The sequence below is a fragment of the Bacillus sp. FJAT-22090 genome (genome assembly GCF_007676755.1).
Taxonomy (GTDB): domain Bacteria; phylum Bacillota; class Bacilli; order Bacillales_A; family Planococcaceae; genus Psychrobacillus.
In genome coordinates this window covers 72,256-95,970 of the sequence record NZ_VEBK01000009.1, presented here as the reverse complement: position 1 = coordinate 95,970, position 23,715 = coordinate 72,256, and the positions used below count along the sequence as shown (strand labels likewise).

General features: G+C 37.1%; 24 protein-coding genes, 1 pseudogene and 2 riboswitches. Of the genes and pseudogenes, 18 read left to right on the top strand and 7 right to left on the bottom strand.

The window, feature by feature from the left end; genetic code table 11:
• Positions 1-22: 22 nt before the first annotated feature.
• Positions 23-1,477, bottom strand: coding sequence for a phospholipase D family protein (locus FS486_RS12480; RefSeq protein ID WP_144511878.1), 1,455 nt, complete (start codon positions 1,475-1,477; stop codon positions 23-25).
• A 285-nt stretch (positions 1,478-1,762) separates the two neighbouring features.
• Positions 1,763-2,275, bottom strand: a complete 513-nt coding sequence (locus FS486_RS12475; RefSeq protein ID WP_144511877.1) for a helix-turn-helix domain-containing protein — start codon at positions 2,273-2,275, stop codon at positions 1,763-1,765.
• 164 nt (positions 2,276-2,439) lie between these two features.
• On the opposite strand from FS486_RS12475, the gene FS486_RS12470 reads away from it, so the two are divergent.
• The 8 genes from FS486_RS12470 to FS486_RS12440 all read left to right on the top strand — a co-directional run bounded on the left by FS486_RS12470 (position 2,440) and on the right by FS486_RS12440 (position 11,736).
• Positions 2,440-3,783 carry an MFS transporter gene (locus tag FS486_RS12470; RefSeq protein ID WP_144511876.1) on the top strand — a complete coding sequence of 448 codons (1,344 nt, stop codon included), beginning with the start codon at positions 2,440-2,442 and terminating at the stop codon, positions 3,781-3,783.
• A gap of 84 nt (positions 3,784-3,867) precedes the next feature.
• Positions 3,868-4,851: an ornithine cyclodeaminase family protein gene (locus tag FS486_RS12465; RefSeq protein WP_144511875.1), complete on the top strand. Its 984-nt coding sequence runs from the start codon at positions 3,868-3,870 to the stop codon at positions 4,849-4,851.
• Between the two features lie 148 nt (positions 4,852-4,999).
• Entirely contained in the window at positions 5,000-5,977 is a 978-nt protein-coding gene (locus FS486_RS12460; protein WP_144511874.1) for a ring-cleaving dioxygenase, read from the top strand.
• An 888-nt stretch (positions 5,978-6,865) separates the two neighbouring features.
• Entirely contained in the window at positions 6,866-8,602 is a 1,737-nt protein-coding gene (locus FS486_RS12455) for a methyl-accepting chemotaxis protein (RefSeq protein WP_144511873.1), read from the top strand.
• A 278-nt stretch (positions 8,603-8,880) separates the two neighbouring features.
• Entirely contained in the window at positions 8,881-9,048 is a 168-nt protein-coding gene (locus tag FS486_RS20180; RefSeq protein ID WP_186321442.1) for a hypothetical protein, read from the top strand.
• Positions 9,049-9,229: 181 nt separating this feature from the next.
• A complete protein-coding gene (locus FS486_RS12450; RefSeq protein WP_144511872.1) occupies positions 9,230-10,192 on the top strand; it encodes an ABC transporter ATP-binding protein in 963 nt (320 codons plus the stop codon).
• Positions 10,193-10,837 carry an ABC transporter permease gene (locus FS486_RS12445; protein WP_144511871.1) on the top strand — a complete coding sequence of 215 codons (645 nt, stop codon included), beginning with the start codon at positions 10,193-10,195 and terminating at the stop codon, positions 10,835-10,837. It abuts the gene before it with no gap.
• A 5-nt stretch (positions 10,838-10,842) separates the two neighbouring features.
• Entirely contained in the window at positions 10,843-11,736 is an 894-nt protein-coding gene (locus FS486_RS12440) for a glycine betaine ABC transporter substrate-binding protein (protein WP_144511870.1), read from the top strand.
• Positions 11,737-11,782: 46 nt separating this feature from the next.
• On the opposite strand, the gene FS486_RS12435 is transcribed toward FS486_RS12440, so the two are convergent.
• Positions 11,783-12,265 carry a QueT transporter family protein gene (locus tag FS486_RS12435; RefSeq protein ID WP_144511869.1) on the bottom strand — a complete coding sequence of 161 codons (483 nt, stop codon included), beginning with the start codon at positions 12,263-12,265 and terminating at the stop codon, positions 11,783-11,785.
• A 7-nt stretch (positions 12,266-12,272) separates the two neighbouring features.
• Positions 12,273-12,317, bottom strand: a riboswitch (PreQ1 riboswitch).
• A 97-nt stretch (positions 12,318-12,414) separates the two neighbouring features.
• On the opposite strand from FS486_RS12435, the gene FS486_RS12430 reads away from it, so the two are divergent.
• Both FS486_RS12430 and FS486_RS12425 read left to right on the top strand, forming a co-directional pair.
• On the top strand, positions 12,415-13,614 hold the full coding sequence (locus FS486_RS12430) for an MBL fold metallo-hydrolase (RefSeq protein ID WP_144511868.1): 1,200 nt from the start codon (positions 12,415-12,417) through the stop codon (positions 13,612-13,614).
• Complete coding sequence (locus FS486_RS12425) at positions 13,601-13,849, top strand: DUF3006 domain-containing protein (protein ID WP_144511867.1); 249 nt, start codon at positions 13,601-13,603, stop codon at positions 13,847-13,849. Before FS486_RS12430 ends, FS486_RS12425 begins: the two co-directional genes overlap by 14 nt.
• A 58-nt stretch (positions 13,850-13,907) precedes the next feature.
• Here FS486_RS12425 and FS486_RS12420 read toward each other — a convergent pair whose 3' ends face one another.
• A complete protein-coding gene (locus FS486_RS12420; protein WP_144511866.1) occupies positions 13,908-15,032 on the bottom strand; it encodes a polysaccharide deacetylase family protein in 1,125 nt (374 codons plus the stop codon).
• A gap of 255 nt (positions 15,033-15,287) precedes the next feature.
• Here FS486_RS12420 and FS486_RS12415 point away from each other — a divergent pair, with 255 nt between their 5' ends.
• From FS486_RS12415 to FS486_RS12405, 3 genes are all read left to right on the top strand, one after another.
• On the top strand, positions 15,288-15,551 hold the full coding sequence (locus FS486_RS12415; RefSeq protein WP_144511865.1) for a CD3324 family protein: 264 nt from the start codon (positions 15,288-15,290) through the stop codon (positions 15,549-15,551).
• Between the two features lie 264 nt (positions 15,552-15,815).
• A complete protein-coding gene (locus FS486_RS12410; RefSeq protein ID WP_144511864.1) occupies positions 15,816-16,457 on the top strand; it encodes a FusB/FusC family EF-G-binding protein in 642 nt (213 codons plus the stop codon).
• 76 nt (positions 16,458-16,533) lie between these two features.
• Positions 16,534-17,175, top strand: coding sequence for an NUDIX hydrolase (locus FS486_RS12405; RefSeq protein WP_144511863.1), 642 nt, complete (start codon positions 16,534-16,536; stop codon positions 17,173-17,175).
• Positions 17,176-17,230: 55 nt separating this feature from the next.
• Here FS486_RS12405 and FS486_RS12400 read toward each other — a convergent pair whose 3' ends face one another.
• The 3 genes from FS486_RS12400 to ypfJ all read right to left on the bottom strand — a co-directional run bounded on the left by FS486_RS12400 (position 17,231) and on the right by ypfJ (position 19,808).
• The gene (locus tag FS486_RS12400) at positions 17,231-17,776 is read right to left on the bottom strand and encodes a 3D domain-containing protein (RefSeq protein WP_144511862.1); all 546 of its coding nucleotides are present in this window, start codon (positions 17,774-17,776) and stop codon (positions 17,231-17,233) included.
• Positions 17,777-17,992: 216 nt separating this feature from the next.
• Positions 17,993-18,835 (bottom strand): diaminopimelate epimerase, encoded by an 843-nt coding sequence (dapF, locus tag FS486_RS12395; protein ID WP_144511861.1) that lies wholly within the window; start codon positions 18,833-18,835, stop codon positions 17,993-17,995.
• Positions 18,836-18,962: 127 nt separating this feature from the next.
• Complete coding sequence (ypfJ, locus tag FS486_RS12390; protein ID WP_144511860.1) at positions 18,963-19,808, bottom strand: KPN_02809 family neutral zinc metallopeptidase; 846 nt, start codon at positions 19,806-19,808, stop codon at positions 18,963-18,965.
• A gap of 186 nt (positions 19,809-19,994) precedes the next feature.
• Here ypfJ and FS486_RS12385 point away from each other — a divergent pair, with 186 nt between their 5' ends.
• The 5 genes and pseudogenes from FS486_RS12385 (at position 19,995) to FS486_RS12370 (ending at position 23,416) form a co-directional block, all read left to right on the top strand.
• Positions 19,995-21,026 carry a S66 family peptidase gene (locus tag FS486_RS12385; protein WP_144511859.1) on the top strand — a complete coding sequence of 344 codons (1,032 nt, stop codon included), beginning with the start codon at positions 19,995-19,997 and terminating at the stop codon, positions 21,024-21,026.
• Between the two features lie 3 nt (positions 21,027-21,029).
• Positions 21,030-22,127 carry an NAD(P)/FAD-dependent oxidoreductase gene (locus tag FS486_RS12380; RefSeq protein ID WP_144511858.1) on the top strand — a complete coding sequence of 366 codons (1,098 nt, stop codon included), beginning with the start codon at positions 21,030-21,032 and terminating at the stop codon, positions 22,125-22,127.
• Positions 22,128-22,147: 20 nt separating this feature from the next.
• Positions 22,148-22,522: pseudogene (locus FS486_RS20690) on the top strand (PAS domain-containing protein); the annotation flags it as partial.
• A 15-nt stretch (positions 22,523-22,537) separates the two neighbouring features.
• Positions 22,538-23,056, top strand: a complete 519-nt coding sequence (locus FS486_RS20685) for a methyl-accepting chemotaxis protein (RefSeq protein WP_395940857.1) — start codon at positions 22,538-22,540, stop codon at positions 23,054-23,056.
• A gap of 63 nt (positions 23,057-23,119) precedes the next feature.
• Positions 23,120-23,416, top strand: coding sequence for a hypothetical protein (locus tag FS486_RS12370; protein WP_144511856.1), 297 nt, complete (start codon positions 23,120-23,122; stop codon positions 23,414-23,416).
• Positions 23,417-23,558: 142 nt separating this feature from the next.
• Positions 23,559-23,660, top strand: a riboswitch (purine riboswitch).
• Positions 23,661-23,715 lie beyond the last annotated feature (55 nt).

Here is a 23,715-nt window from a genome sequence, read left to right as displayed (position 1 = left end):
TGAAGGTAGCGAGGTTATTATATTAATAGGTTGTTACTTTTAACAACTTTTGAATACTATAAATCCAGCGTTGCCACCAAGTAAATCCATCCTGAAATTCCTCTAAATCTACCGTATACATGGCATCCTCGTTATTCCAAAGACGTTCGAAATAATTTTCCATTTGTAACACGAGCTCACTATTGTTAGGTGCAATTACGCGTAAGTTATTTTCCAAATTATAATCATCCATTGAGCGCTCTGTATAATTTGCCGAACCACTTGAGATAATTGTATGCTCATTGGATTGAATCCAAATTGCTTTCGTATGATATTGTCCAATAACGGTATTATACCAGCGGACATTCAGTTTCCCATTTGTATCTTCCACCATTTCTTGAACAATTGGCCGGTTCGGTAGTCCCGATTTCTCTTGGCCAAATGAGTTCTCATTTGGATCTAATATGAGATTGACATTTACTCCACGGTTAGCTGCATCTATCAATGCAGAGACAATATCACGTTCCTCTACAAAAAACATACCGAGCCAAATTTTATCCCCTTCTTTTGTTGCAGCCAAATCGGCAAGTAACTTATCCAAAATCTTTTTCTCGGTTAGGTATTGAACTTCATATTTTCCTTCTATATCTTCCTCTTTTATGCGGGGAAGTTTAGGTCCTCCGGAGAACAAGGAAACCGCCTCTTCTGATTTTAAGATATCATTAATAATAGGACCAGTCACGGTTAATGCAATGTTTCCATGAAAGCCGCTTGCATCATGTGGATTGGACGATGTTACCATAGCTTCTTTTTCCGTGATCACTGCTTTACGGTGGTTTGCTTTTACATTGAGTAAGGTCATATAAGAAGCGATAGTCATTTTAGGAGCATCGCTTGCCATTGCGTTGGCTATCCATCCTTTTCCACCGATATCAAACCACTGAAAAAATATTCGATATATACCAGAATAAATAGGGGTTGAGTCGCGTAGGGGATCCAAGTCGGTATAGATTATCTCGACTCCAGCCTCTCTCATTTTCTTAAACCATTTGTTTTCATAAGATCCATAGCCCCGGTTTAGTGGATCCGTAATAAAAACCACAGGCATAGTGGGATTCTCTAACTTTTTATTTGCAATCGTAGTTGATAAGGTATCTGCAATCTCTGGGAAATCCTCGTCTTCATCGTAATAGCCATCGAACAAAAAGAAGTCGACAACGACAAATTCATCTGCCTTATTAATCATGTCATTTATTTTATCGAAAATATGATTTTCATGTACGATGCCATTTCCTTTTTTATCTTGTGCAAACGTTAAATCTGTTATAAAATCGACCGAATCTGTTTTATGTAGCGAACCCTCATATGAAACACCCTCTGGAAGAGGTTTGTATGTATGCCACAGAATAACTGTAGTATAAATAAGTACAAATATACTAATCAATGCTAACCAAACTTTTTTTCGCTTACTCCATGGCTTTTTCCTCTTAGCAGCCATATATATTTCCTCCTATGTTTGTCTATTTTTTCTTCAGTGTTATTCCCTTAAATGATAGCCGGCAAACTTACTAATATTTCACAGCGGGGCTAGTAAAAAATATAGTATTCAATAGTGGAAAACAGTATACATAGGAAGAACTTGGTCAACTCGTTTCTAGATCTTCTGCTGCTTTACTTAAAGCTGACAACATTACTGCTATGCTGCCAAGTACTCGTCTCGATGAAGAAAGTAAAGAGCGCCCGAATTTATCGCACGCTCTCATTGTGTTGGAAATTATTTGTATTACTTGGAAGATACAACTAAAAATCGTACCGGTGTATCGGTATAGTTATACCAATAATGTAATTTGCTTGCCTCAAACATAATGGATTGATGTTCTACTAATTCTTCCTTTATCCCATCCACCACTACTGTTAGTGTCCCTTGTAAGACAAGTAAAAATTCATGCCCGCTATGTGAAAAAGCATTCCCTTCATTTTCCCCTGGTTGCAATGTAACCAAAATAGGTAAGTAAGCAGCATCCGTAATTCCATTTGATAAGTCTTCATAGTAAAATTGCTGCCTTATGGAATCTAAGTCTTCTGTTAGAGAATCATTAGAAAAAAACACGGCAGGGTTTACTTTTAATGCATCTGCTATCTTTCTCAACGATTCTAAAGTAACGCTAGACTTACCACGTTCCACTTGGGATAAAAAACTAATGGAGACGTCGGTCAGTTCAGCTAAACTTTTTAAAGTAAGATTACGTTCTTTTCTTAAATCTTTTAATGTTTGCCCTATAGAATAAGAAGACATATAAGTTCTCCTTTGTTTTCATGATGTATCTTTATCATACATGATTTAAATGAAACAACCAAAATCTGAATATGCAAAATGTATTGACAGAAAATTTTAATAAAATTACAATGAAGAAGGAGAAATTAAAGTGTCACTTCAATTTAGGGAAGGGGTTATGTAGAATGAATTCAAATCAAATGAGAAAAGTGTGGATAGCTAGTTTAGTAGGAAGTTCTATTGAATGGTTCGATTACTTTTTGTATGGGACAGTAGCTGCTCTTGTATTTAACCAATTATTCTTCGTCACAGAGGACCCATCAATTGGACTTTTGCTTGCTTATGCGTCATTTGCTCTATCCTTTTTTATACGACCATTCGGTGGCGTTATTTTTAGTCATATTGGGGATAGAATAGGTCGAAAAAAAACATTAGTATTAACACTAAGTTTAATGGGGGTTGCAACATTCGGAATGGGGCTACTTCCAACCTATCAAGCAATAGGTGTATGGGCACCGATTCTTTTAATTACCTTACGTCTTGTACAAGGGTTAGGGATTGGAGGAGAATGGGGCGGAGCATTACTTTTAGCAGTTGAGTATTCTCCAAAAGATAAACGTGGTTTATATGGGTCTATTCCTCAAATGGGTGTAACAATCGGTATGGTTCTAGGTACAGTAGCATTATCCATAATGACACTTCTTCCAGAAGGCTCATTTATGACATGGGGATGGCGTATTCCGTTCATCTTCAGTGCATTATTAGTTGTTTTTGGCTTATGGATACGTAAAGGAATAGATGAAACACCATCGTTCAAAAAGGTCAAGGAGTCAGGTGAAATTCCTAAGCTTCCAATAGTGGATACGTTAAAATATCATTGGCGTGAAGTGCTTATCGCAATTGGGGCAAAAGTAGTTGAAACGGCACCTTTCTATATTTTCGGTACGTTTGTAGTGTCTTATGCTACAACAAATCTTGGTTTCTCAAGAACGGCAGTGTTAAATTCAGTGATGGTAGCAACGGTAATCACAACAATATTAATTCCTATCATGGGAAATTTATCTGATAAGGTTGGACGGAAAAAGTTATATGTAGGTGGAACAATCGGAATGATTGTTTTTGCTTTCCCATACTTTTGGATGCTTCAACAACAATCAGTCGTACTATTGGTAATTGCTACAGTGATTGGATTAGGTGTTATTTGGGCACCAATTACAGCAGTGCTTGGAACGATGTTCTCGGAAATCTTTGATGCAAAAGTAAGGTATACAGGTATTACCCTTGGATACCAAATTGGTGCTGCGGTAGCAGGTGGGACAGCTCCTTTAATTGCGACAGCTTTACTGCTTAAGTTTAATGATTCTTATATTCCGGTGGCTTGTTACATTATTTTAACAGCTATTATTTCACTTCTTGCCATTTGGGCTGTAAAGGATCGTAGTCAAGAAAATTTAGATGATATCAACAAAGTGGATTCTGAAAACGTCAAAGACCATTCTAAAGTTTCTAATAAATTGAAACAAGCGTAGGATATACAAAGTGCTATAAAGAAAAACCTTGTCTTTCATGAGTATTGTGGAAAGATAAGGTTTTCATCTATTGGAGGTTTTTACATGTTAGTTATCAATGAGCAACAAATAATGAATACATACAAGATTAAAGATGCAATTCGAAATATTAAAGAAGTACTGCAAGCAAAAGAAGCAGATAAGATTGCAAACCCACACCGTACAGTCATCGAATTTCCTCAATATGAAGCTTCTGCATTATATATGCCGAGTGCCGATTTAGTAGAAGAAGTAGCCGCAGTAAAGATCGTCACGATTTTCCCGAACAATCCAGCAAGTGGAAAAGCAACCACACAAGGTATCATCTTATTATCTGATGCTTCAAATGGAGAGCATCTGGCAATGTTAAATGCCTCGTATTTAACAAGACTCCGTACAGGCGCTTTAAGTGGTATTGCAACAGATTTTTTAGCTAGAAAAAATGCGAAAGTGCTAACAGTAATAGGAACAGGTGCAATGGCATTTGAACAAGTACTTGGAGTGCTAGCGGTTCGTAACATCGAACGCATTCTACTGGTGAATCGCAATCCAGAAAAAGCGGAGGCTTTTGGAGAAAAGCTTCGCGCATTTGGAGTAGAAACTGCATTTGAGGTTGTAGAAAATGTTGCTACGGCGATCCGCCAAGCTGATATTATTAACTGTGCGACTCGTTCCAACGAACCTGTATTTAGGGGAGAAGATTTGCAGAAGGGAACACATATCAATGGTGTTGGTTCTTATTTGCCTCATATGCATGAAGTGGATATTACGACTATAACTCGCGCAGCTAAAATTGTGGTGGATGACTTGGCAGGAGTAAAAGACGAAGCAGGCGAACTAATAGATGCAGTAGAACGCGGTAAATGGTCTTTTGAACAAGTGCATAGCGAAGTCGGCAAGCTTGTTGCGGGTACAACAGTTGGAAGAGAAAGTGAAGAAGAGATTACCTTTTTTAAATCAGTTGGAGCTGCGTATTTTGATTTAGCAGTAGCAAAAGGTGTATATGCAAAAGCAAAAGAACAAAGCATAGGCATGAAAATAGACGTGTAATGTTTTCTTCCTAATAGGTCTATAATAGAAGCTGTCTGCAGTATTAGGGGACAGCTTCTATTTAATTGACAACCTTTTTGTCACATGTTAAAATTACTTTGAATTAAAGATATTTTAATTAAAGATAAAAATATTGGAGGAATATAGCATGAACCATTTAAAAGGGATACACCATGTAACTGCCATAACAAGTAGCGCGGAAGAAAATTATAAATTTTTCACATATACATTAGGAATGCGTTTAGTCAAAAAAACTGTGAACCAAGATGATATTCAAACGTACCACTTATTTTTTGCAGATGATGTAGGTGGAGCTGGAACAGATATGACTTTCTTTGATTTTCCTGGAACTCCAAAAGGGACTCATGGAACAAATGAAATTTATAAAACAGGATTCCGTGTTCCAAGCGATGCAGCATTAGAATATTGGGTTAAACGTTTCGACCGATTAGAAGTAAAACATACTGGAATTCAAGACCAATTTGGTACGAAGGTCCTTTCTTTTGTTGACTTTGACGATCAACAATATCAACTAGTATCTGATGAAAATAATAAAGGTATTGCATCAGGCACTCCATGGCAAAAGGGTCCAATTCCTTTAGAGTATGCCATTACTGGTCTTGGACCGATTCATATTAGAATTGCGGAATTCGATTATATGAAAGAAGTAATGGAGAAAGTTTTGTTGTTTAAGGAGATAGCTCAAGATGGGGCACTCCATCTTTTTGAAGTTGGTGAAGGTGGAAATGGTGCACAAGTAATCGTGGAGAAAAATATTATTCTTCCTCGAGGTCGACAAGGATTCGGGACAGTCCACCACGCTGCTTTTCGTGTAGAAGACCGATCTGTATTAGATGAATGGACGTCACGTATGGAAAGCTTTGGGTTTAACACGTCTGGTTATGTAGATCGCTTTTTCTTTGAAAGTCTTTATGCCAGAGTTGCAAACGGAATATTATTTGAATTTGCAACAGACGGACCTGGATTTATGGGTGATGAACCTTATGAAACATTAGGGGAAAAGCTATCTTTACCTCCATTCTTGGAACCAAAACGTGAGCAAATTGAAAGTTATGTTCGTCCGATTGACACAGTAAGAAGTACAATTGAGTTTATAAAAGAATAATGAGAATAGAAAGCCCATTTTCTTAAGTGAAAATGGGCTTTTCTAGTTTAAATTTACTATCCTAATAGGTGCTAAAGATTATGAAATTTTAGTCGATAATGTATATGTGGTTAAAAAGTACATAAATATGTTGTTATTTTGACACATCTGTTGATTATCGATCTTACTCCATTGAGCAAAAAGGATGAGCGATTACTGTTTTATGTTTGGGTTCGTTTATTAGGGATAGTGCGTCGTAAGGGAATTTCCGCTAGGATTTCCGCTACAGGACGGACGCTTTCCGTGGGGTGAGTGATGAGCCTTCACCGCCCGCTTACGTGGCCGCCTGTGAAGTCTCATCTGACTCACTTGATCCCACTGGAGTCGCCGCCCAGCAGCTCCAATCCGTCAAACTATGCGCGTTTATCTGTATTTACTATCTATTAAAAGTTAGAAAATGGCTTAACGAGACCAATTGTCACCTGAAAGCAATCAATTCAATAGGCAACGCAACCAGTTTGGGCTTGACAGCAACCAAATTACTATGAAGAGCAACCAATTCCCCAAATAAAGATTTTATGCCTTGTGTATGGACTATTTATGCTCGGAGTGGAAGCAATTTTCTTTGATTTTCTTTGATTTTCTCTGCTGGCGGCGACTCCTGCCGGATGAGTGGGCAAATGAGACATTCCAACGAACGCGCAAGCGGCGGGAATGGCTCATCGCTCACCCGGCGGAAAGCGTCCGACTGCTGAAAAATCATAGCGGTCGCTAGTCAAACGGACTGCACTAAGACGCACTTTCCCTATAGTAAGGCGTCACACATTAATTTGAAATTATTGCCTGAGTTGATAAATTTAGGACAATCAACAGCTGTGTTATTTTGATGGAAACAAAGGAGAGGAACAAATGAAGATACGTTCAAAGCTTTTTATTATTTCTGTGTGCCTACTATTAATACCTAGTTTGGTAATCGGTATTAGTAGTTATTATTCTGCTAAAACTAACTTAGATGATTTAGGAGAAAAAACACTTAAGAATGGTGTGGAGATGGCCCTTTTACTAATTGATTCTAAAAATAATGCTGTGAAAAATGGTGATCTTTCATTAGAGGAAGCACAGGAACAGGTTAAACAATACTTGCTTGGGGAGTTAAAGAGTGATGGTACCCGAGCTTTAACATCTAAAGTAGACTTAGGGGCAAATGGATATTTTGTTGCATATGGAGAAGATGGGTTAGAAATTGCCCATCCATCTATCGAAGGAACCAATGGTTGGGAAAATCAAGACGTAGATGGCCAATACATTGTACAAAACATAATAAAAACTGCACAAGACGGTGGAGGATTTGTATATTATAAGTGGGAGCTTCCAAATCAGCCAGGCACTGAAGCGACAAAAATTACATATAATGCTTTAGATCCCAACTGGGGTTGGGTAATAAGCGCTGGGACCTATATGGAATCATTTAATGCAGGCTCCCATTCTATCCTTGTAACTATAATTGTAACGCTAGTTCTTAGTACGATAATCGGTTTAGTCGTTATTTATCTGTTTGCAAGACATTTAGGCAATCCGATTAGACTCATTGCTGATAGTGTAAACAGAATTGCCCATCAAGATTTAGCGATAGAGAAGGTTAAGGTTAAAAACAAGGATGAGTTAGGTGATCTAGCAATTGGTATAAACACAATGACAGCTAATTTAAGAGAGGTTATCGATTCTGTTTCAAGCTCCGCCCAACAAGTGGCTGCTACATCAGAAGAACTTACTGCTAGTAGTGAGCAAACGAGTAGAGCCTCAGAGGAAATTACAGAGTCCATACAACAGATCTCTTCTGGTCAAGAAAGACAATTATCTGGTATGGAAGAGTCGAAAAATTCTGTTTCGCAAATTTCATCTAGTATTACGGAAATAACGTCTAATATTAAAGAACTAAATGATTTGTCGATTGAAACTTCTAAAGTCTCTTTGTCTGGTAATGAAGTTATTATGCAGACCGTAGAACAAATGAATCAAATCAATAAACAAAGTACGGTTACTACAGAAGCAATGTTAGTGCTTGAACGTAAGTCACAGGAAATTGGCGAAATTATTAATGTGATTACTAGTATTGCCGAACAAACAAATTTACTAGCACTCAACGCAGCGATTGAAGCTGCAAGAGCAGGTGAACATGGGAAAGGTTTTGCTGTAGTAGCAGACGAGGTAAGAAAATTAGCGGAAGAATCAGGAAACGCTGCTAAAAATATTTCCTCTTTAATAAGTGAAATCCAAGTAAATACAAAGCATACGGTAGAAACTGCAACTGAAGGGAAAATTGCAATAGAAAGTGGCATGAGTTATGTTTCAAATGCCGGTAAAACATTTGAAAAGATTGCAGAAGATATAAACTTGATTAATAATAAGCTTTCTATTGTTTCTGAGGAAATTCAAGAAATTAATAGTAGTACAGAAGTTCTTGTAACAGAAGTGAATAAAACAAAAGATGTAACAGAAAGATCAACTGATTATACACAAAATGTAGTTGCTGCAGCGGAAGAGCAATATGCATCGATGGTTGAAATGACTGCCGCTTCCCGTTCTTTAGCGGTAATGTCCGAGAAACTTCAAGATATCGTTTCTGATTTTAAATTAACTAAATAAAAGAAAATAGCAGATCTTATACAAGATTAAATTGTGTAAGAGGCTGCTATTTTTTTTGAAAAGATAAGAATGTATATGATTTCTCATGACGTCAGTCTTAATCGACATCTTTAAAAAAAATCGGTTATCTTACAGCATAAGTCTATCCAAAGCGAAAGCCCCGCGGGTAAAACTTATGCAGTGGTTGGAGAGAATAGAATAGCTGCGGATACGACAGAAGAAGCGAAAAGGTTATCTACTTCACATCAGCAACAGTTTTTAAGCCGCCTGTAGACACAATGGATGGTATTTGGAACGCCTTTGAAAGAAAAGGTATTCTTCAGCAATTGAAGTCCACAATCATCGGAAATCTGGAAGAGGTTAAAGAGCAATTACAAGCTTTTTTACTTAAAACACGCCTAAGATCGTACAAAATAGTAGTGGAAATGACGGAAATGCAAACTTAATAATTCTACTATTATAAGGAGGGGGGAGTGGCTAAGCTACTCCCCCTTTCAAATGTACAAAAGGTTGAGAAAACTTGTAGTATTAATTCCTAAACTTTTCTAATTCTTAGACGCTTTATTTCCCTCTTTTAGGGTATATAAGGTTACAGCTAAATATAATGTGATAAGGAGGAAAGTATGTTTGATACGATTCGATAAGATTTCTAAAGTGTTTGAAGACGGCACAGAAGCGTTAAAGGAAGTATCATTAACCATTCCTGCTGAACAATTAGTTGCTATCATTGGACCAAGCGGTTGCGGAAAAACGACATTAATGAAAATGATCAATCGATTAGACATACCGACTTCGGGAGAAGTCTATGTAAATGGAAAAGGTGTCTCCTCCATCGATGCAGTAGAATTACGAAAAACAATTGGCTACGTTATTCAACGCATAGGTTTATTTCCACATATGACTATTGAAAAGAATGTATCGCTAGTACCACGTTTAAAAGGATGGTCAAAAGAAAAAACTGCAAAACGGATAAGGGATCTGATGAGCATGGCTGGTCTTGATGCACAGCAATATTTTGCCAGGTATCCTTTAGAACTAAGTGGAGGTCAACAGCAGAGAGTTGGAGTTGTGAGGGCATTGGCTGGAGATCCTGATATCGTTTTAATGGATGAGCCGTTTAGTGCTTTAGATCCTATTAGTCGTGAACAATTACAAATAGAAACGAAAAAACTTCAGCACAAGCTAAAGAAAACGATTGTTTTTGTTACCCATGATATGGATGAAGCTTTAAAAATGGCTGATCTGATAATTGTGATGAGAAGAGGAAGGATAGAACAAATAAGCACACCTACAGAATTGATAGAGAATCCCTCTAATGACTTTGTTAAAAACTTTATTGGTATAGAACGTATCAATCGAAACCGCGCAGTAGGAAAACGTAAGCTACAAGACTTAGTTCCCTTCTTTGACCAAGATAGACACACACCGTGCTTGGAAGTAGAGGAAGATCTGTTAGTAGAAGATGCTATTGCATTGTTGGAGAATGAAGGAACAAGATGTTTACTCGTAAAAAAAGAACAAAAAGAACTGGGTTTTGTAACTCAGTCGGTCCTTCTCCGAGCAATTCTTGAAATAGAGGAGGTGTCATAAATGCAAAGTTTTATAGATACTCTTCAAAATCGATCCGACTTAATACAAGAAGCATTCATTCAACATATTTACTTATCATTTATTGCATTGGCAATAGGGGTTGCGATTTCTTTACCGTTAGGTATCATTGTTGCAAGGTATAGAAAGTTTGCTGAACCAGTAATAGGGATAACAGCCATTTTTCAAACTATACCTAGTTTGGCGTTATTTGGTTTTTTGGTTCCTCTTATTGGTATAGGAGCAAAAACAGCGTTAATTGCGCTAATTATTTACGCGCTTTTACCGATTTTACGAAATACATATACTGGCATTACAACAATAGATGAATCAATGATAGAGGCTGGTCGAGGAATGGGTATGACGAATGGCCAAGTTTTGCGACAAATTGAGTTGCCACTTGCGTTGCCTTTTATCATGGCAGGCATTCGAACTGCTACCGTGTTAACCGTAGGAATTGCAACGCTTGCTACATTTGTTGGGGCAGGCGGATTAGGGGATGTTATTTATAGAGGATTGCAATCATATAATAACTCGCTTGTTTTGGCAGGAGCTTTACCTGTGGCTTTGCTAGCTATTCTGTTTGATCTTGCTTTGAAATGGATTGAGAAAAGAGCAACACCAAAAGGATTAAAGACTAGGGGATGATTAGGATGAAAAAAATGTTCGCGACTATTGGAATAGCAACAATTGTATTGTTAGGTGCTTGTTCTAACTCGGATAAGCAAATAATAATAAGTGGTAAACCTTGGACGGAACAATATATATTACCTCAAATCTTAGGACAATACATTGAAGAGAAGACGGACTACAAAGTGAAGTATAAGGATGGCTTGGGAGAAGTAGCTATAATGACTCCTGCCCTTGAAAAAGGGGATATTGATTTATACGTTGAGTATACAGGTACAGGGTTAAAGGATGTACTTAAGGAAAATTCCGAAGTAGGTGAAAGCTCCGAAAGTGTATTGGAGAAAGTTAGAAAAGGATACGAAGAACAGTTTGATGCGACTTGGTTAAGTCCACTTGGATTTGAGAATACGTATACCTTAGCTTATACAAAAGATAAAGATTATGACGCGAAGACTTATTCGGATCTTGTGGAAGCTTCCAGATTTGAAGATATGGTATTTGGTGCACCTCATGCTTTTTATGAGCGTCAAGGAGATGGGTTTGATGATTTGATTAATTCCTATCCTTTCACGTTTACGGAAACAAAAAGTCTTGATCCTAATGTTATGTATGAAGCAGTTAAAAATGGGGAGGTGGATGTGATTCCTGCGTTTACAACAGATGGACGAATAGAGCGCTTTGACCTACAGACCACTAAAGACGATTTAGGTTTCTTCCCTAAATACGATGCTGCTCCAGTCGTTCGCTTAGAAGTATTAGAGGAATTTCCCGAGCTTGAAAAAGTATTAAATGAACTTGGAGGGAAAATAACAGAAGAGGATATGTTGAAAATGAACGCACGTGTAGACATTGATGGAGATAAAGCAGAAGATGTTGCTCATGACTTCTTGGTAGAAAAAGGATTGATTGATAAATAACTAAAAAAGCACCCGTTTCTATTTTTAAGAATCGGGTGCAAATTAGTTAAATCATGTTTTTAAAGTTTAATCGTTTATTTAAAGCAGACATCAGTGGAATTCCGACTGCTAATACGACAAATTCACCAGCGGCAACAGTTAACCATGTATAGAAAAATGGAAGTTCGAAAGCAAGGTGTAATTCGAATGCAATGATACACATCGTAAACGTAAAGAGTAATGTATTAAATATCATGCGTTGAATATGCCCTTTAATGAACTTTGAGGCAAAAATCGTAATCGATAAAGTAATTATAGAATGTGCTACACCAAAAGTTAAGTCATACGCTGCCATTGGGGAAAACATATTTGTTACAATTACTCCGATTACAACCCCAAAGAAGTACTTTTTGTTGAATACGACAAGATGGTTAAACATTTCAGAAATACGGAACTGTACATTCGTAAATCCAAATGGGGCGATTAATAGCGATACTACAACATATAAAGCTGCAATTATCCCATTTATTGCGAGAGTCTTTGTTTTCATTATTCATTTCTCCTTAGTTTTTTTACGTGGGAGGTTCTCGAACCACGTTATTTGTAATGCACAATTGATAATTCTATGATAAATAGATGAGGTTTGTCAAGGTAACTGTAACACTAATCAGGCACAGAAATTATAAAGGAAGGATTTATATGAAACAAATTTTATCGATTATTAGTGCATTAATGCTGTTTGTATTATTTGGATGTACGATAGAAACACCGGATCAAGAAACAAAAGTAGAAACATCTTCTAATGGAGCAACTGCTAAAAAAGAAATGAGTGTTCATTTTATAGATGTGGGACAAGGAGATTCAATCCTAATCCAATCTCCAGAAGGAAAAACCATGCTGATTGACGGGGGACCGGGAGAGGCGGGAGAAGAGGTAGTAGATTACTTAGAGAAGCTAGGGGTAAACAAGCTAGACTATGTAGTTGGTACCCATCCAGATGCCGATCATATTGGGGGATTACTATCTGTATTAAATTCCATTCAGGTAAACAACTTCGTGGATTCAGGGAAAGAGCATACTACGCAAACTTATGAAAACATGCTGCAACTAATTTTGGACATGAAAATCCCGTTTATTGTGCCAAGTATAGGAGACACGATTCCTTTAGACTCAGATATGAAGATTACTGTTTTAAATAATGGGGATGGTGCTGACGAGCCAAATGCCGCTTCTATTGTGTTGAAAGTACAATACGGGGAAGTGTCCTTTTTATTGACTGGGGATGCAGAGGCAAGCTTAGAAAAAAGTATGATTAAACGATTTGATTTGAAATCTACTATTTTGAAAGCAGGTCACCATGGTTCAGCAACTAGCAGTACAGCTGCTTTTATTCGAGCTGTTCAACCCGAAGTAACCATTCTCAGTTATGGGAAAAACAATACATATGGTCATCCCACCCCTGTTGTAGTTACGAAATTAAAAAAAGCTCATTCAGAGATTTATGCAACGGCGGAATTAGGAGATATAGTTGTGAAAACAGATGGTAAAGAGTACGCTGTCTCATCAGCTGGACACCCGAATGCGGTTGACATTGTAGCGGAATCCCCGCTCTTTATCTCCAAAAAAGATTTACAGGAAGAAATTGTCGGTATTACGAACCAAGGTGATGAAGCAGTAAGTCTAAAGGGATGGCAGCTAGTATCAGTCGCCGGCAATCAAGTATTTAACATTCCGAATATATCTATCGAAGCTGGGGAAACCATTTATATTACAAGTGGACCTGATGCCAAAGAAGGTGGAGGCTATATAAAATGGACAGCCAGAAAAATATGGAATAATGAGGGAGATGCCGCCCAGTTATTGAATGAGAAAGGGGTTGTTATTAGTGAACTCAAATAAATACACACTGGATCGATATGAAGGGAATAGCGCCGTTTTTTTGAAGTATACAGATGAAACTGATAGACTTCACATTCATCGTTCCGAGATAAATGAGGGCTTAAAGGAAGGGGATATTGTTTGTATTTCTTTAGTTGATGGTATGTATAAAATTGAGCGATTAGTAGAGGAAACACAACGACAACACGAGAAAATTCAAGGATTATTAGAGAAACTGAAAAAACAAAACTTATAAGTGTTATGTTACAGGTGCCTGGCACCCGTAACATACTTGTGTTTTTGGATGATTTTATTTATAGGGATGTCTCATGTAGGAAGTTTTGTACGATATGATGCTCAGGCTCGTATGTTTTAAGTGTGTAGCCTTCCTTTTGAAGCCATTCAATTATTTTTGGTAGTGCTTTTGTCGTTTGACTACGGTCGTGAAGCAGGATGATGATGTCTCGATCTCCTGACTTATAGGCTTTTTCTACACCAGTCTTTACATTTTTAACGATTTGGTCAGCCTCTTTATCGGTGTATTTCCAATCATTCGAATCGACGTCCCAATCCCATAACTTATAGCCATTTTTTATGAGTTCGCTCTTCATAGCTGTTGTTATATGTGGTTTACTGCCATAAGGTGTGCGTACGAGTTTTGCATCTTTTCCTGTCATTTCTTTAACTAGCTTCACTCCATCGTTTATTTCATTGATAAAGGATTTGGCTGATAGGTACACTTTCTCTTTATCGTGGGTCATACTGTGCGTTCCGATATAATGACCATCTTTTACTACCGAATTGATAATGGATGCGTTTTTTTTCATATTGTTTCCTAGAAAGAAAAAGGTCGCTTGGGCATTATATCTATTTAAAATGGCATTGTTTAAGGCTGTAAATTTATTTGGACCATCGTCAAATGTTAAGTATATAGTTGCTTTTGATTTTCCGTTAGTAGGTTGTTTTTTGTTCAATACTTGATTTAAATAGTTTTCGAACTCCACATATGTCATATGTGCCCAGCTATCATTGTAGATGCGCAGTGTTCTTTGTTTCTCAAAATCTTCTACTTTATATCCTATTTCGCCCGCGATAAATTTAACGCTAATATAAAGTGCTCCCTCGACTTTTACAAGGGGGGTCCCGGCTTCAGGTATTCCACCTTTAGTGGTGATATTAGAGGCTTCATCATAGCTAATTTCTATTCCATTTTTGCGTATATAAATGATCCCTTTTTCTAAACCAAAAGGGATATCTAGAAATGCAGCAATCTCTTCGAGTGGCACTTTTGGATCGTCATTTATAACTTTAATATCGCTAAAATGTAATAACTGATCTTGAAAACCTATACTTTGGGACAATGTCGCTGCTCCTACAACAGTTTTGCTAAAAGTAATAGATATTAGTAATATCAAGCATAGTACGAACAAGTTTCGCATGAACTCTACCACCCCTATTTAGAATCTCTTTTTAAAACTATATGTATTTGGTAAAACAAGTATGCTTGTATTAAACTATGAATAGAGCGAGGTGAGTATAATGGCAAATAGACTTAGAATGCCAGATAGTGCAACGTCTCATGCAAAGCCTATATGTAGAAAGGCGAAACTTTGCGTGGGCAGTCCTTTAATCGCCATTTTATAATGTCGGCTTTGCACCTTATTTTAAGTATAAAAAAATGAGGAGCGAGCAAAATGACGTATAGAAAAGCAACTTCTGTTTTACCCGAAGCACTTTTGCTGGAGATTCAGAAGTATATTCAAGGGGAAATGATTTACATTCCTAAACTAGATAGAAACTATAAACAGTGGGGAGTAAACTCTGGAGAGAGACAGAGAATCGATCACCGAAATAAGTTGATTAAAAAAACTTTCAAAAACGGGACTTCGATACAGCAACTTGCTGAAGACTATTTTCTATCCATAGAAACGATAAAAAAAATAGTTTATACGAAATGAATTAATTCAAGCTGATAACTCCACATGGGTTTATCAGTTTTTTTGTAACGCGAATAATGTGTTCATGCTACAGCAGCCTTGCTATTTTGATGGACACTTTTCATAGGAAAAATTTCTGAAAATAATATTTGTATCTAAAGGGCACTTACACTGTTTTATGTAGAAAACGTTTCATAATGATTCTTTCCATTTATAAAGAAAAAAATGTTCGATACAATAAATTATGAAAAAAACTGTAAAAGTTAGAGATTGGAGAGATAGAAAATGAATCCTTTCATAAGAAATGATCAATTTAACTTCATAAAAAATCAAACTCAGGGATTAATAAATGGTCATGCGACTGTAAACGATCAAGCTGTACTAAGAGCATTAAAAACACTTACAAGCGAAAAAGTATTAAGCTTGTTTGAAAATCTAAATGAAGAACAGAAAAAATTACTACAGGCCATTTCAGATGTAAAAGAAAAAGCAGATGCCGAAACTTTTTTGGAACAAATAAAAGGTATGGTCGTCCCTTTTAAAGAAATAACGGAGCCATCAATTAAGAAGTTATTTCCAAAAGTTAAAAAGTTAAAAGTACCATCCTTAGAAGAAATAGATTTTAAAGAGATTTCATACTTAGGTTGGACGGATAAAGGATCCAATAAGAAATTTCTTGTTGTAGAACATAATAATAAAATTGTGGGAATTTCAGGAGGATACAAAAATTCCAACAAAAAAGGTATTTGTACTTTATGTAATCGCTTTGAGGAGATTGGCATGTTTACTTCTGCTGCAAAAGGTACAACCCAGGATGCCTTTATTAAGAGGGGAAATTATATTTGTCAGGACAGCCAAGAATGCAATCACAATATAACTTCATTAGACAAACTTCATGACTTTGTTGAGCTCTTAATAGGATCTTAAAGAGATTGTTATAGAAGAGTTACTGGTTTCTTGCACTCGTAACTCTTCTGTAATATAAAGTAGGTAGGGGATCAAAATGGAAGAAGAATTGTTAAGGATATTTGATACGAATAGAAATGCTATAGGAACTGCAACGCGCCATGAAGTACATAAGTTTGGATATTGGCATGAGACATTTCATTGCTGGTTTGTAGGCAGAGAGAATGAAATAGATTATATCTATTTGCAAATTCGTAGTGAGATGAAAAAAGATTATCCAAATCTTTTAGATATTACAGCCGCAGGACATCTATTAGCCATGGAAACCGTGCGAGATGGAATTAGAGAAGTAAAAGAAGAACTTGGAATAGCCGTCTCTTTTGATGAATTGGTATCGATGGGAGTAATAGAATATTCAGTGGAAACTGGGGAGCTCAAAGATAATGAGTTGGCTAATATATTTGTATATAATCGAGATTTAAATTTTGAGGACTTTACCCTCCAAGCTGAAGAGGTATCGGGGATAGTTAGAACCGAATTTAAGCAATTTGCAGATCTTTGGTCTGGAAAAATAACCGAACTACAAGTAAAGGGTTTTGACATAAACGGGCTAGGAGAAAAGAATCTAGTTAATAAAGTAGTAACGAAGGACAGTTTTGTGCCTCATCAAAACTCCTATTATGAAAAAGTGGTTGAAGGGATAGGTACAACCTTAAAAATGGGACCGTCGTTTAAGTGATTCATAAATAGAAGAGGGGATGTGACAAAACTCCTTGTCACAGCCCCTTAATTGTTTATTCGAGTATTTTAATTTTTACGCTTTTACGTCCCCATTTATAAGCATCGGTTTTAGAGGAAAAAAACACATCGATTTTATTTCCTTTAATATTTGCACCTATATCTCCTGCGACAGCATAGCCGTAACCCTCTACATGGACTTTTGTTCCAAGTTTAATGACATCTGGGTCTACTGCTATTACTTTTATATCTGGGTTCTTTTTTAAATTAATCCCCGTGCTTGTAATCCCGCTACATCCATTGCAATTTGCAGTAAATGCACTTGCGGATACAACTAGTTCCTTCACTACTTTGTCCTGCGAATTAGAGCGGGATGGAACTTTGGATTTTACAATAGTTAATTTTTGTTTTAGTTGAATAGTATCTGACTTTAGATTGTTCCATGATTTTAAATTGGAGACTGAGACATTATATTTTTTGGCGATTTTATATAATGTATCCCCCTTTTGTACTGTGTGCGATGAAGATGCGGCCACGCCTGTTGTTGTTCCGCTAACCAATAGTGCAATTGTGATGATGAGTGCCCCAAGAAATTTTCTCAAATACTCTACCCCTTGCTATTTAGTCTAAACATATATTAGCAGTATATTATTACAGGAATATTACGACAATTTACCAATAGCATTACAAAGTAGAAACGGAATATTACAGATACTAACCAAGTGTATGTCCTCATCGTTCTGAATATGACAAAAGGAGTTATCCCAAAAAAGTATTGGGATAACTCCTTGCGATAAGTTTGATTCAGATTGTTCATTTTATAACTGGATTTCTCCATGGAAAACAGTTACAGCTGGACCGGTCATATAAACATCATCGTTTGTATACCGAATAATAAGTTCACCGCCTAACAATTTGACGGTAACATCTGTATCTTTTTCACAATAACCGTTTAAGACAGCTGCAACCACTGCTGCACAAGCACCGGTACCGCAGGCAAGCGTTTCCCCACTTCCTCGCTCCCAAACACGCATGTGAATCGTATTCTGATCTTGTACTTGAATAAATTCAGTATTTACACTCTCTGGGAACAGAGGATGATGTTCAAATCCCGGACCTATTACAGGTAAATCAATGGATGCTATATCCTCACAAAATATGACACAATGTGGATTACCCATGGAAACTGTTGTAATAGGATAGATCTTATCTTCTATGTGAAAAGGAAATTGAATAAGCGTTTCTTTTTTATCAATTAGAATAGGGATGGCTGAGGGGTTTAAAATAGCTTTACCCATATCTACTGTCGCAGCAGTCATATAACCGTCTTTAACTAGCAATTTTATCTTTTTAACTCCACTAAGTGTGTCTATCTGCAGTGTTTCTTTTTTGACAATATTATTGTCGTATACAAATTTAGCAACACAGCGAATTGCATTGCCGCACATTTTACCTTCACTGCCGTCAATATTAAACATCCTCATTTTCGCATCTGCATTTTCCGAAGGGCAAATAAGAACAATACCATCTCCACCGATGCCAAAATGACGATCAGAAATTATTTTGCTTAGCTGTTCGGGATGTTCAATCGTACGCTCAAAACAATTAATGTATATATAGTCATTGCCGCAACCATGCATTTTTGTAAAAGGTATATTCATACAATTCACTCCTTTTTCCAATTAAAGGAACAATATATTTAATTATAATTAGTTTTCTCCGTTTTGGTCAACGAAAAAAGCAGACTCTAGGAAAGAATCTGCTTTAAAGGTTTGTCATATGAAGCATCTATTGTTTCGAGCTAAATGTATCTCCACCTTGAATTGTGCCATTTTCATAGCCTTTGTAAAACCAGTTTTTACGTTGCTCGGACGTTCCATGTGTGAAACTTTCTGGTACGACATATCCCATCGCTTGTTTTTGCAAAGTATCATCACCCACTGCACTTGCTGCTGTAAGAGCTTCTTCTAAATCCCCTTCTTCTAGTAAGTCCATTCCTTGTGCATGCTTGGCCCAAACACCAGCAAAGTAGTCCGCTTGAAGTTCAAATCGGACAAGGTATTTGTTGAATTCCGTTTCACTTAACTTTTGTCGAAGAGGCATTACTTTTTCAGATGTTCCTAGCAGTGTTTGTACATGATGACCTACTTCGTGAGCAATGACATATGCCATTGCAAAGTCGCCGGGTGCATGGAACTTGTTTTGAAGTTCCTGATAGAAACTCAGATCGATATATAATTTTTGATCACCTGGGCAATAAAAAGGACCAACAGAGGCACCGGCAGTACCACATGCCGAATTCACACTATCTGTATATAATACCAGTGTAGGATTTGTATATTGTAAACCGTTTTCTTGGAATATTTCGGACCACACAGTTTCCGTATCAGCTAGTACAACGGATACAAATTCAGCAAGTTCTTTTTCCTGTGCAGTTTCTTCATACGGTATAGAGCTGGATTGCTCAGTTGTGCTTAAATTACCTAATAGCTCTTCAGGATTTCCTCCAAGCAAGGATATGATAATTACGATGATTAATCCAAAACCTCCGCCAATACCTGCGATTGCTTTTCCGCTTCCTTTACCTCTTCTGTCTTCCACATTAGTACTACGCTGTCTACCTTGCCATTTCATCTCTTCCACTTCCATTCGATACTAATAATATAATTATCATATACCCGATTTCTTTTAATTTAGACAATAACAAATGGAATGTTTCCGCTATAATTAAATAAAGTGAAACTTCCATCGGTGAGATATTCTACATCTTCCGCAGATGGAAAGTTGAACCGGGATAAAAAGGGTGGAGGAATGTGTATCATGCTTATAAAACCAAAGATGCTTCGAGAAGGGGATAAAGTTGCTACGATTAGTTTGTCCTGGGGTGGAGCTGGGGAACCAGACCTAAAATGGAGATATGAACAAGGTGTAGAACGTTTAGAAAAAGTATTTGGACTGGAAGTCGTTCCGATGCCCAATAGTTTAAAAGGCGCAGACTATTTATATGAAAACCCAAAAGCGCGAGCAGAGGATCTAATGAATGCATTCAAGGACTCATCGATAAAAGGGATTATTTCAAATATTGGTGGCAGCGAAAGTATTCGTTTGTTACCGTATATTGATTTTGATGTAATTCGTGCAAATCCAAAAGTATTTATTGGTTATTCAGATGTCACTGTGTCTCATTTATTTTGTCATAAAGCTGGAATTTCTTCTTTTTATGGCCCAGCCATCCTTACAGATTTCGCTGAAAATGTTAAAATGCACGACTACACGGTGGAAGCCTTGAAAAAGACTTTGTTTTCAAATGACGTAATAGGGGAGATTAAACCAGCAGTTGAGTGGACAAGTGAACGCCTAGAGTGGAAAGTGGAAAACAAAAATACTAGACGAAAAATGCAATCCAATCATGGTTATGAAGTGTTGCAAGGGAATGGGACAGTACAAGGCAGATTAATCGGAGGTTGTATCGAAGTATTAGAATTTGCTAAAGGTACAACACTTTGGCCAGAAGCATCTTATTGGAAAGATAGTATTTTATTTTTTGAGACTTCGGAAGATACACCAGATCCTGCATTTATTGAATATTGGCTAAGAAATTATGGTTCACAAGGGATTTTACAACAGGTAAACGGCATTATTTTTGGAAAGCCTCAACATGAAAAGTATTACGAAGAATATAAAGAGTCGATTGGTAGAATTATGAGCGAATTGGATTTAACCGATTTACCAATTTTTTATAACTTAAACTTTGGTCATACGGAACCTAAGTTTGTCCTTCCCTATGGTGCACTTGCAGAAATGAATTGTGAAAATGCTACATTTTCTATTTTAGAGAGCGGTGTAGAGTAATATATGACTTCTATTATAGTAATAGGTGGAGGTATTTTAGGTGCATCAACCGCTTACCATCTGGCAAAACAGAAAGTAAAAGTCACGTTAATCGATCGACAGGATTTGGGACAAGCATCTGCAGCTGCAGCAGGTATTATTTGCCCGTGGATTTCCCAACGTAGAAATAAAAAATGGTATGAACTAGTAAAAAATGGGGCGAAATATTATAAGCAGTTGGTAAAAGAGCTTGAGGACTTAGGAGAAACTTCGACTGGATACAAACAAGTAGGAGCGATAGCATTACAAAATGAGGAGAAAAAATTACAAAAAATGCTAGAGCGGGCGATAGCGAAAAGAGAAGAGGCACCTGAAATTGGGGAGTTGAAAATCTTATCTCCAGAAGAAACAAAGTTATTGTTTCCTCTTCTATCGGAAAATGCTGCATCTCTATACGTAGAAGGTGCTGCCAGGGTGGATGGAAGGGCAATGAGAGATGCATTGATCGGAGCGGCAAAAAAACTTGGTGCAGAAGTAATATATGGTGATGCCCAGCTTGCCTACGGTGCAGTTTTAGTTAATGGAAAGCAGTTAGTTGCGGATAAGATCATCTTAACTGCGGGTGCCTGGGGCAATGAAATTCCTTTTAAACTTGGGGTAGATATGCAAGTTAGTTTTCAAAAAGCGCAAATTATGCACTTTCATATAGAAAATGAGCATACAGGAGATTGGCCGGTGGTACTCCCTCCAACAAATCAGTATATGCTTACGTTTGAGCATGGAAAAGTAGTAGCTGGCTCTACTTATGAGGAGAATACCGGATACGATCATGGTGTAACGGAAGAAGGAAAACTAGAACTATTAGAGAGAGCAACAAGTATCGCAGAAACGTTGGAAAGTGCTCGTATAGAAGAAGTAAGGGTAGGATTTAGACCTTTTACACCAGAATTTCTTCCTACTATAGGGAAGGTACCTGGTTTTGAGCATATCTACTTTGCAAACGGATTAGGTGCTTCAGGATTAACGGCAGGTCCATTTGTTGGCTCTGAACTTGCAAAGTTATCAACGGGCCAGGAAACTGTGCTTGATTTATCTTTATATGCACCAAATGTAAAAAACTAAATGGGTGGGGGGAAATTAATATGAAGAACGTTCAACTAGAAGAAGTGAATGATATGACAGTAGTGGAAGCCTTAGAAAAAAACTTAGCGATTGTCCGTTTTGATTTAGATAGACGCATAGCATATGTGAATGATAATTTCGCAAAGGAACTTGGTTATACGAAAGAAGAATTGATGGGGATGGACCATAAAGTCTTCTGTTTCAGAGAGTATGCAAATAGTAAGGATTATGAAAAGTTTTGGGAAGATTTATTTGCAGGTAAGGCATTTCATGATAAAGTAGAGCGCAAAGATAAAAACGGGGACAGCGTTATGTTAGAAGCAACCTATATGCCGGTGTTTGGGAATCGAGGTAAAGTTCTAGGAGTAACGAAAGTGGCCACAAATGTAACGGAGCGTCACCGGACAATCATGGCTGTGACCGAAGAATTAAATCACATGTCTGAGGATCTGAATAATCGAGCAGAAATAGGTATTAAGCGTAATGAAGAGTTGCTAGATAGTATTGATGAGATTGCCAATGGTTCGAAAGAAAATACAGAGGCTCTTGGAAAATTACAGGTTCAAGCAGATTCTATTCGCGGTATCGTTCAGACCATCAGAGAGATAGCAGCACAAACGAATCTACTAGCGCTTAACGCGGCAATCGAAGCAGCTCGAGCAGGAGAGCATGGAAGAGGATTTAATGTAGTAGCACAAGAAGTACGAAAACTTGCAGCAAGAGTGGAAGCCTCTATTGTAGAAGTGCGTGAAAATATTGAGGGCATTACAAAAGAAGTAGAGAAAGTCGCTCAAAGTAACGGAAAGTCCCAACAAAGCATTGAAAAAAGTCAAGCCGAAATTCGTACGGCCCTTGAAGAATTTAGAGAGATATCCTCAGCTTCTGAAAAGCTGGAAGGACAAACAAGAGAGTTCGTCAAACTCATATAATCCTTACATGTATAGTTCTTGAAAAAACAGCTAGACTATTGATTGGGTTGGGAGGTATAGACGTTGAACGAAAATTCCATTGTTTATATTGAAATTGAACGTGAGATAGATTTTTATTATCAAATGAAGCAAAATGAAATGCGGTTCGAATTGCAGTTAAATATAGAGGGTATTACATCGGCTCGACATCAGTTTGAGCTTTGTAATGTTCATGATTTATCCCATAAACCATTTTCGTTTGGTGGAGGAATCCTATATTTACATACAAACCAAGGGGTCTTTTCTTATCAAATTCAAGACGATCCTGATTCATTTATGCTTGCTTTCCAATCATTGAAAGCAAAAACTAATCCCAGCTAGGAAAGGAATAAGATAAAACTATTACAGGTGCCAGGCACTCGTAATAATTTTGTCATATAAATTTGATTTTCAACTGAATTTTATGAATCATTAAATATATTGATAGATTGTTGTAATTGAAAATTGTCGTGCTATAATGAGAAATATTCAAATAGCATTAACTCGTATAATCGCAGGAATATGGCCTGCAAGTTTCTACCGGCTTACCGTAAATAAGCTGACTATGAGTGACAATGAAATAATAGAATTATGACGTTTTTGTCATGGTTTCTTTTATTTTAATTCGAATTTACAAGCTC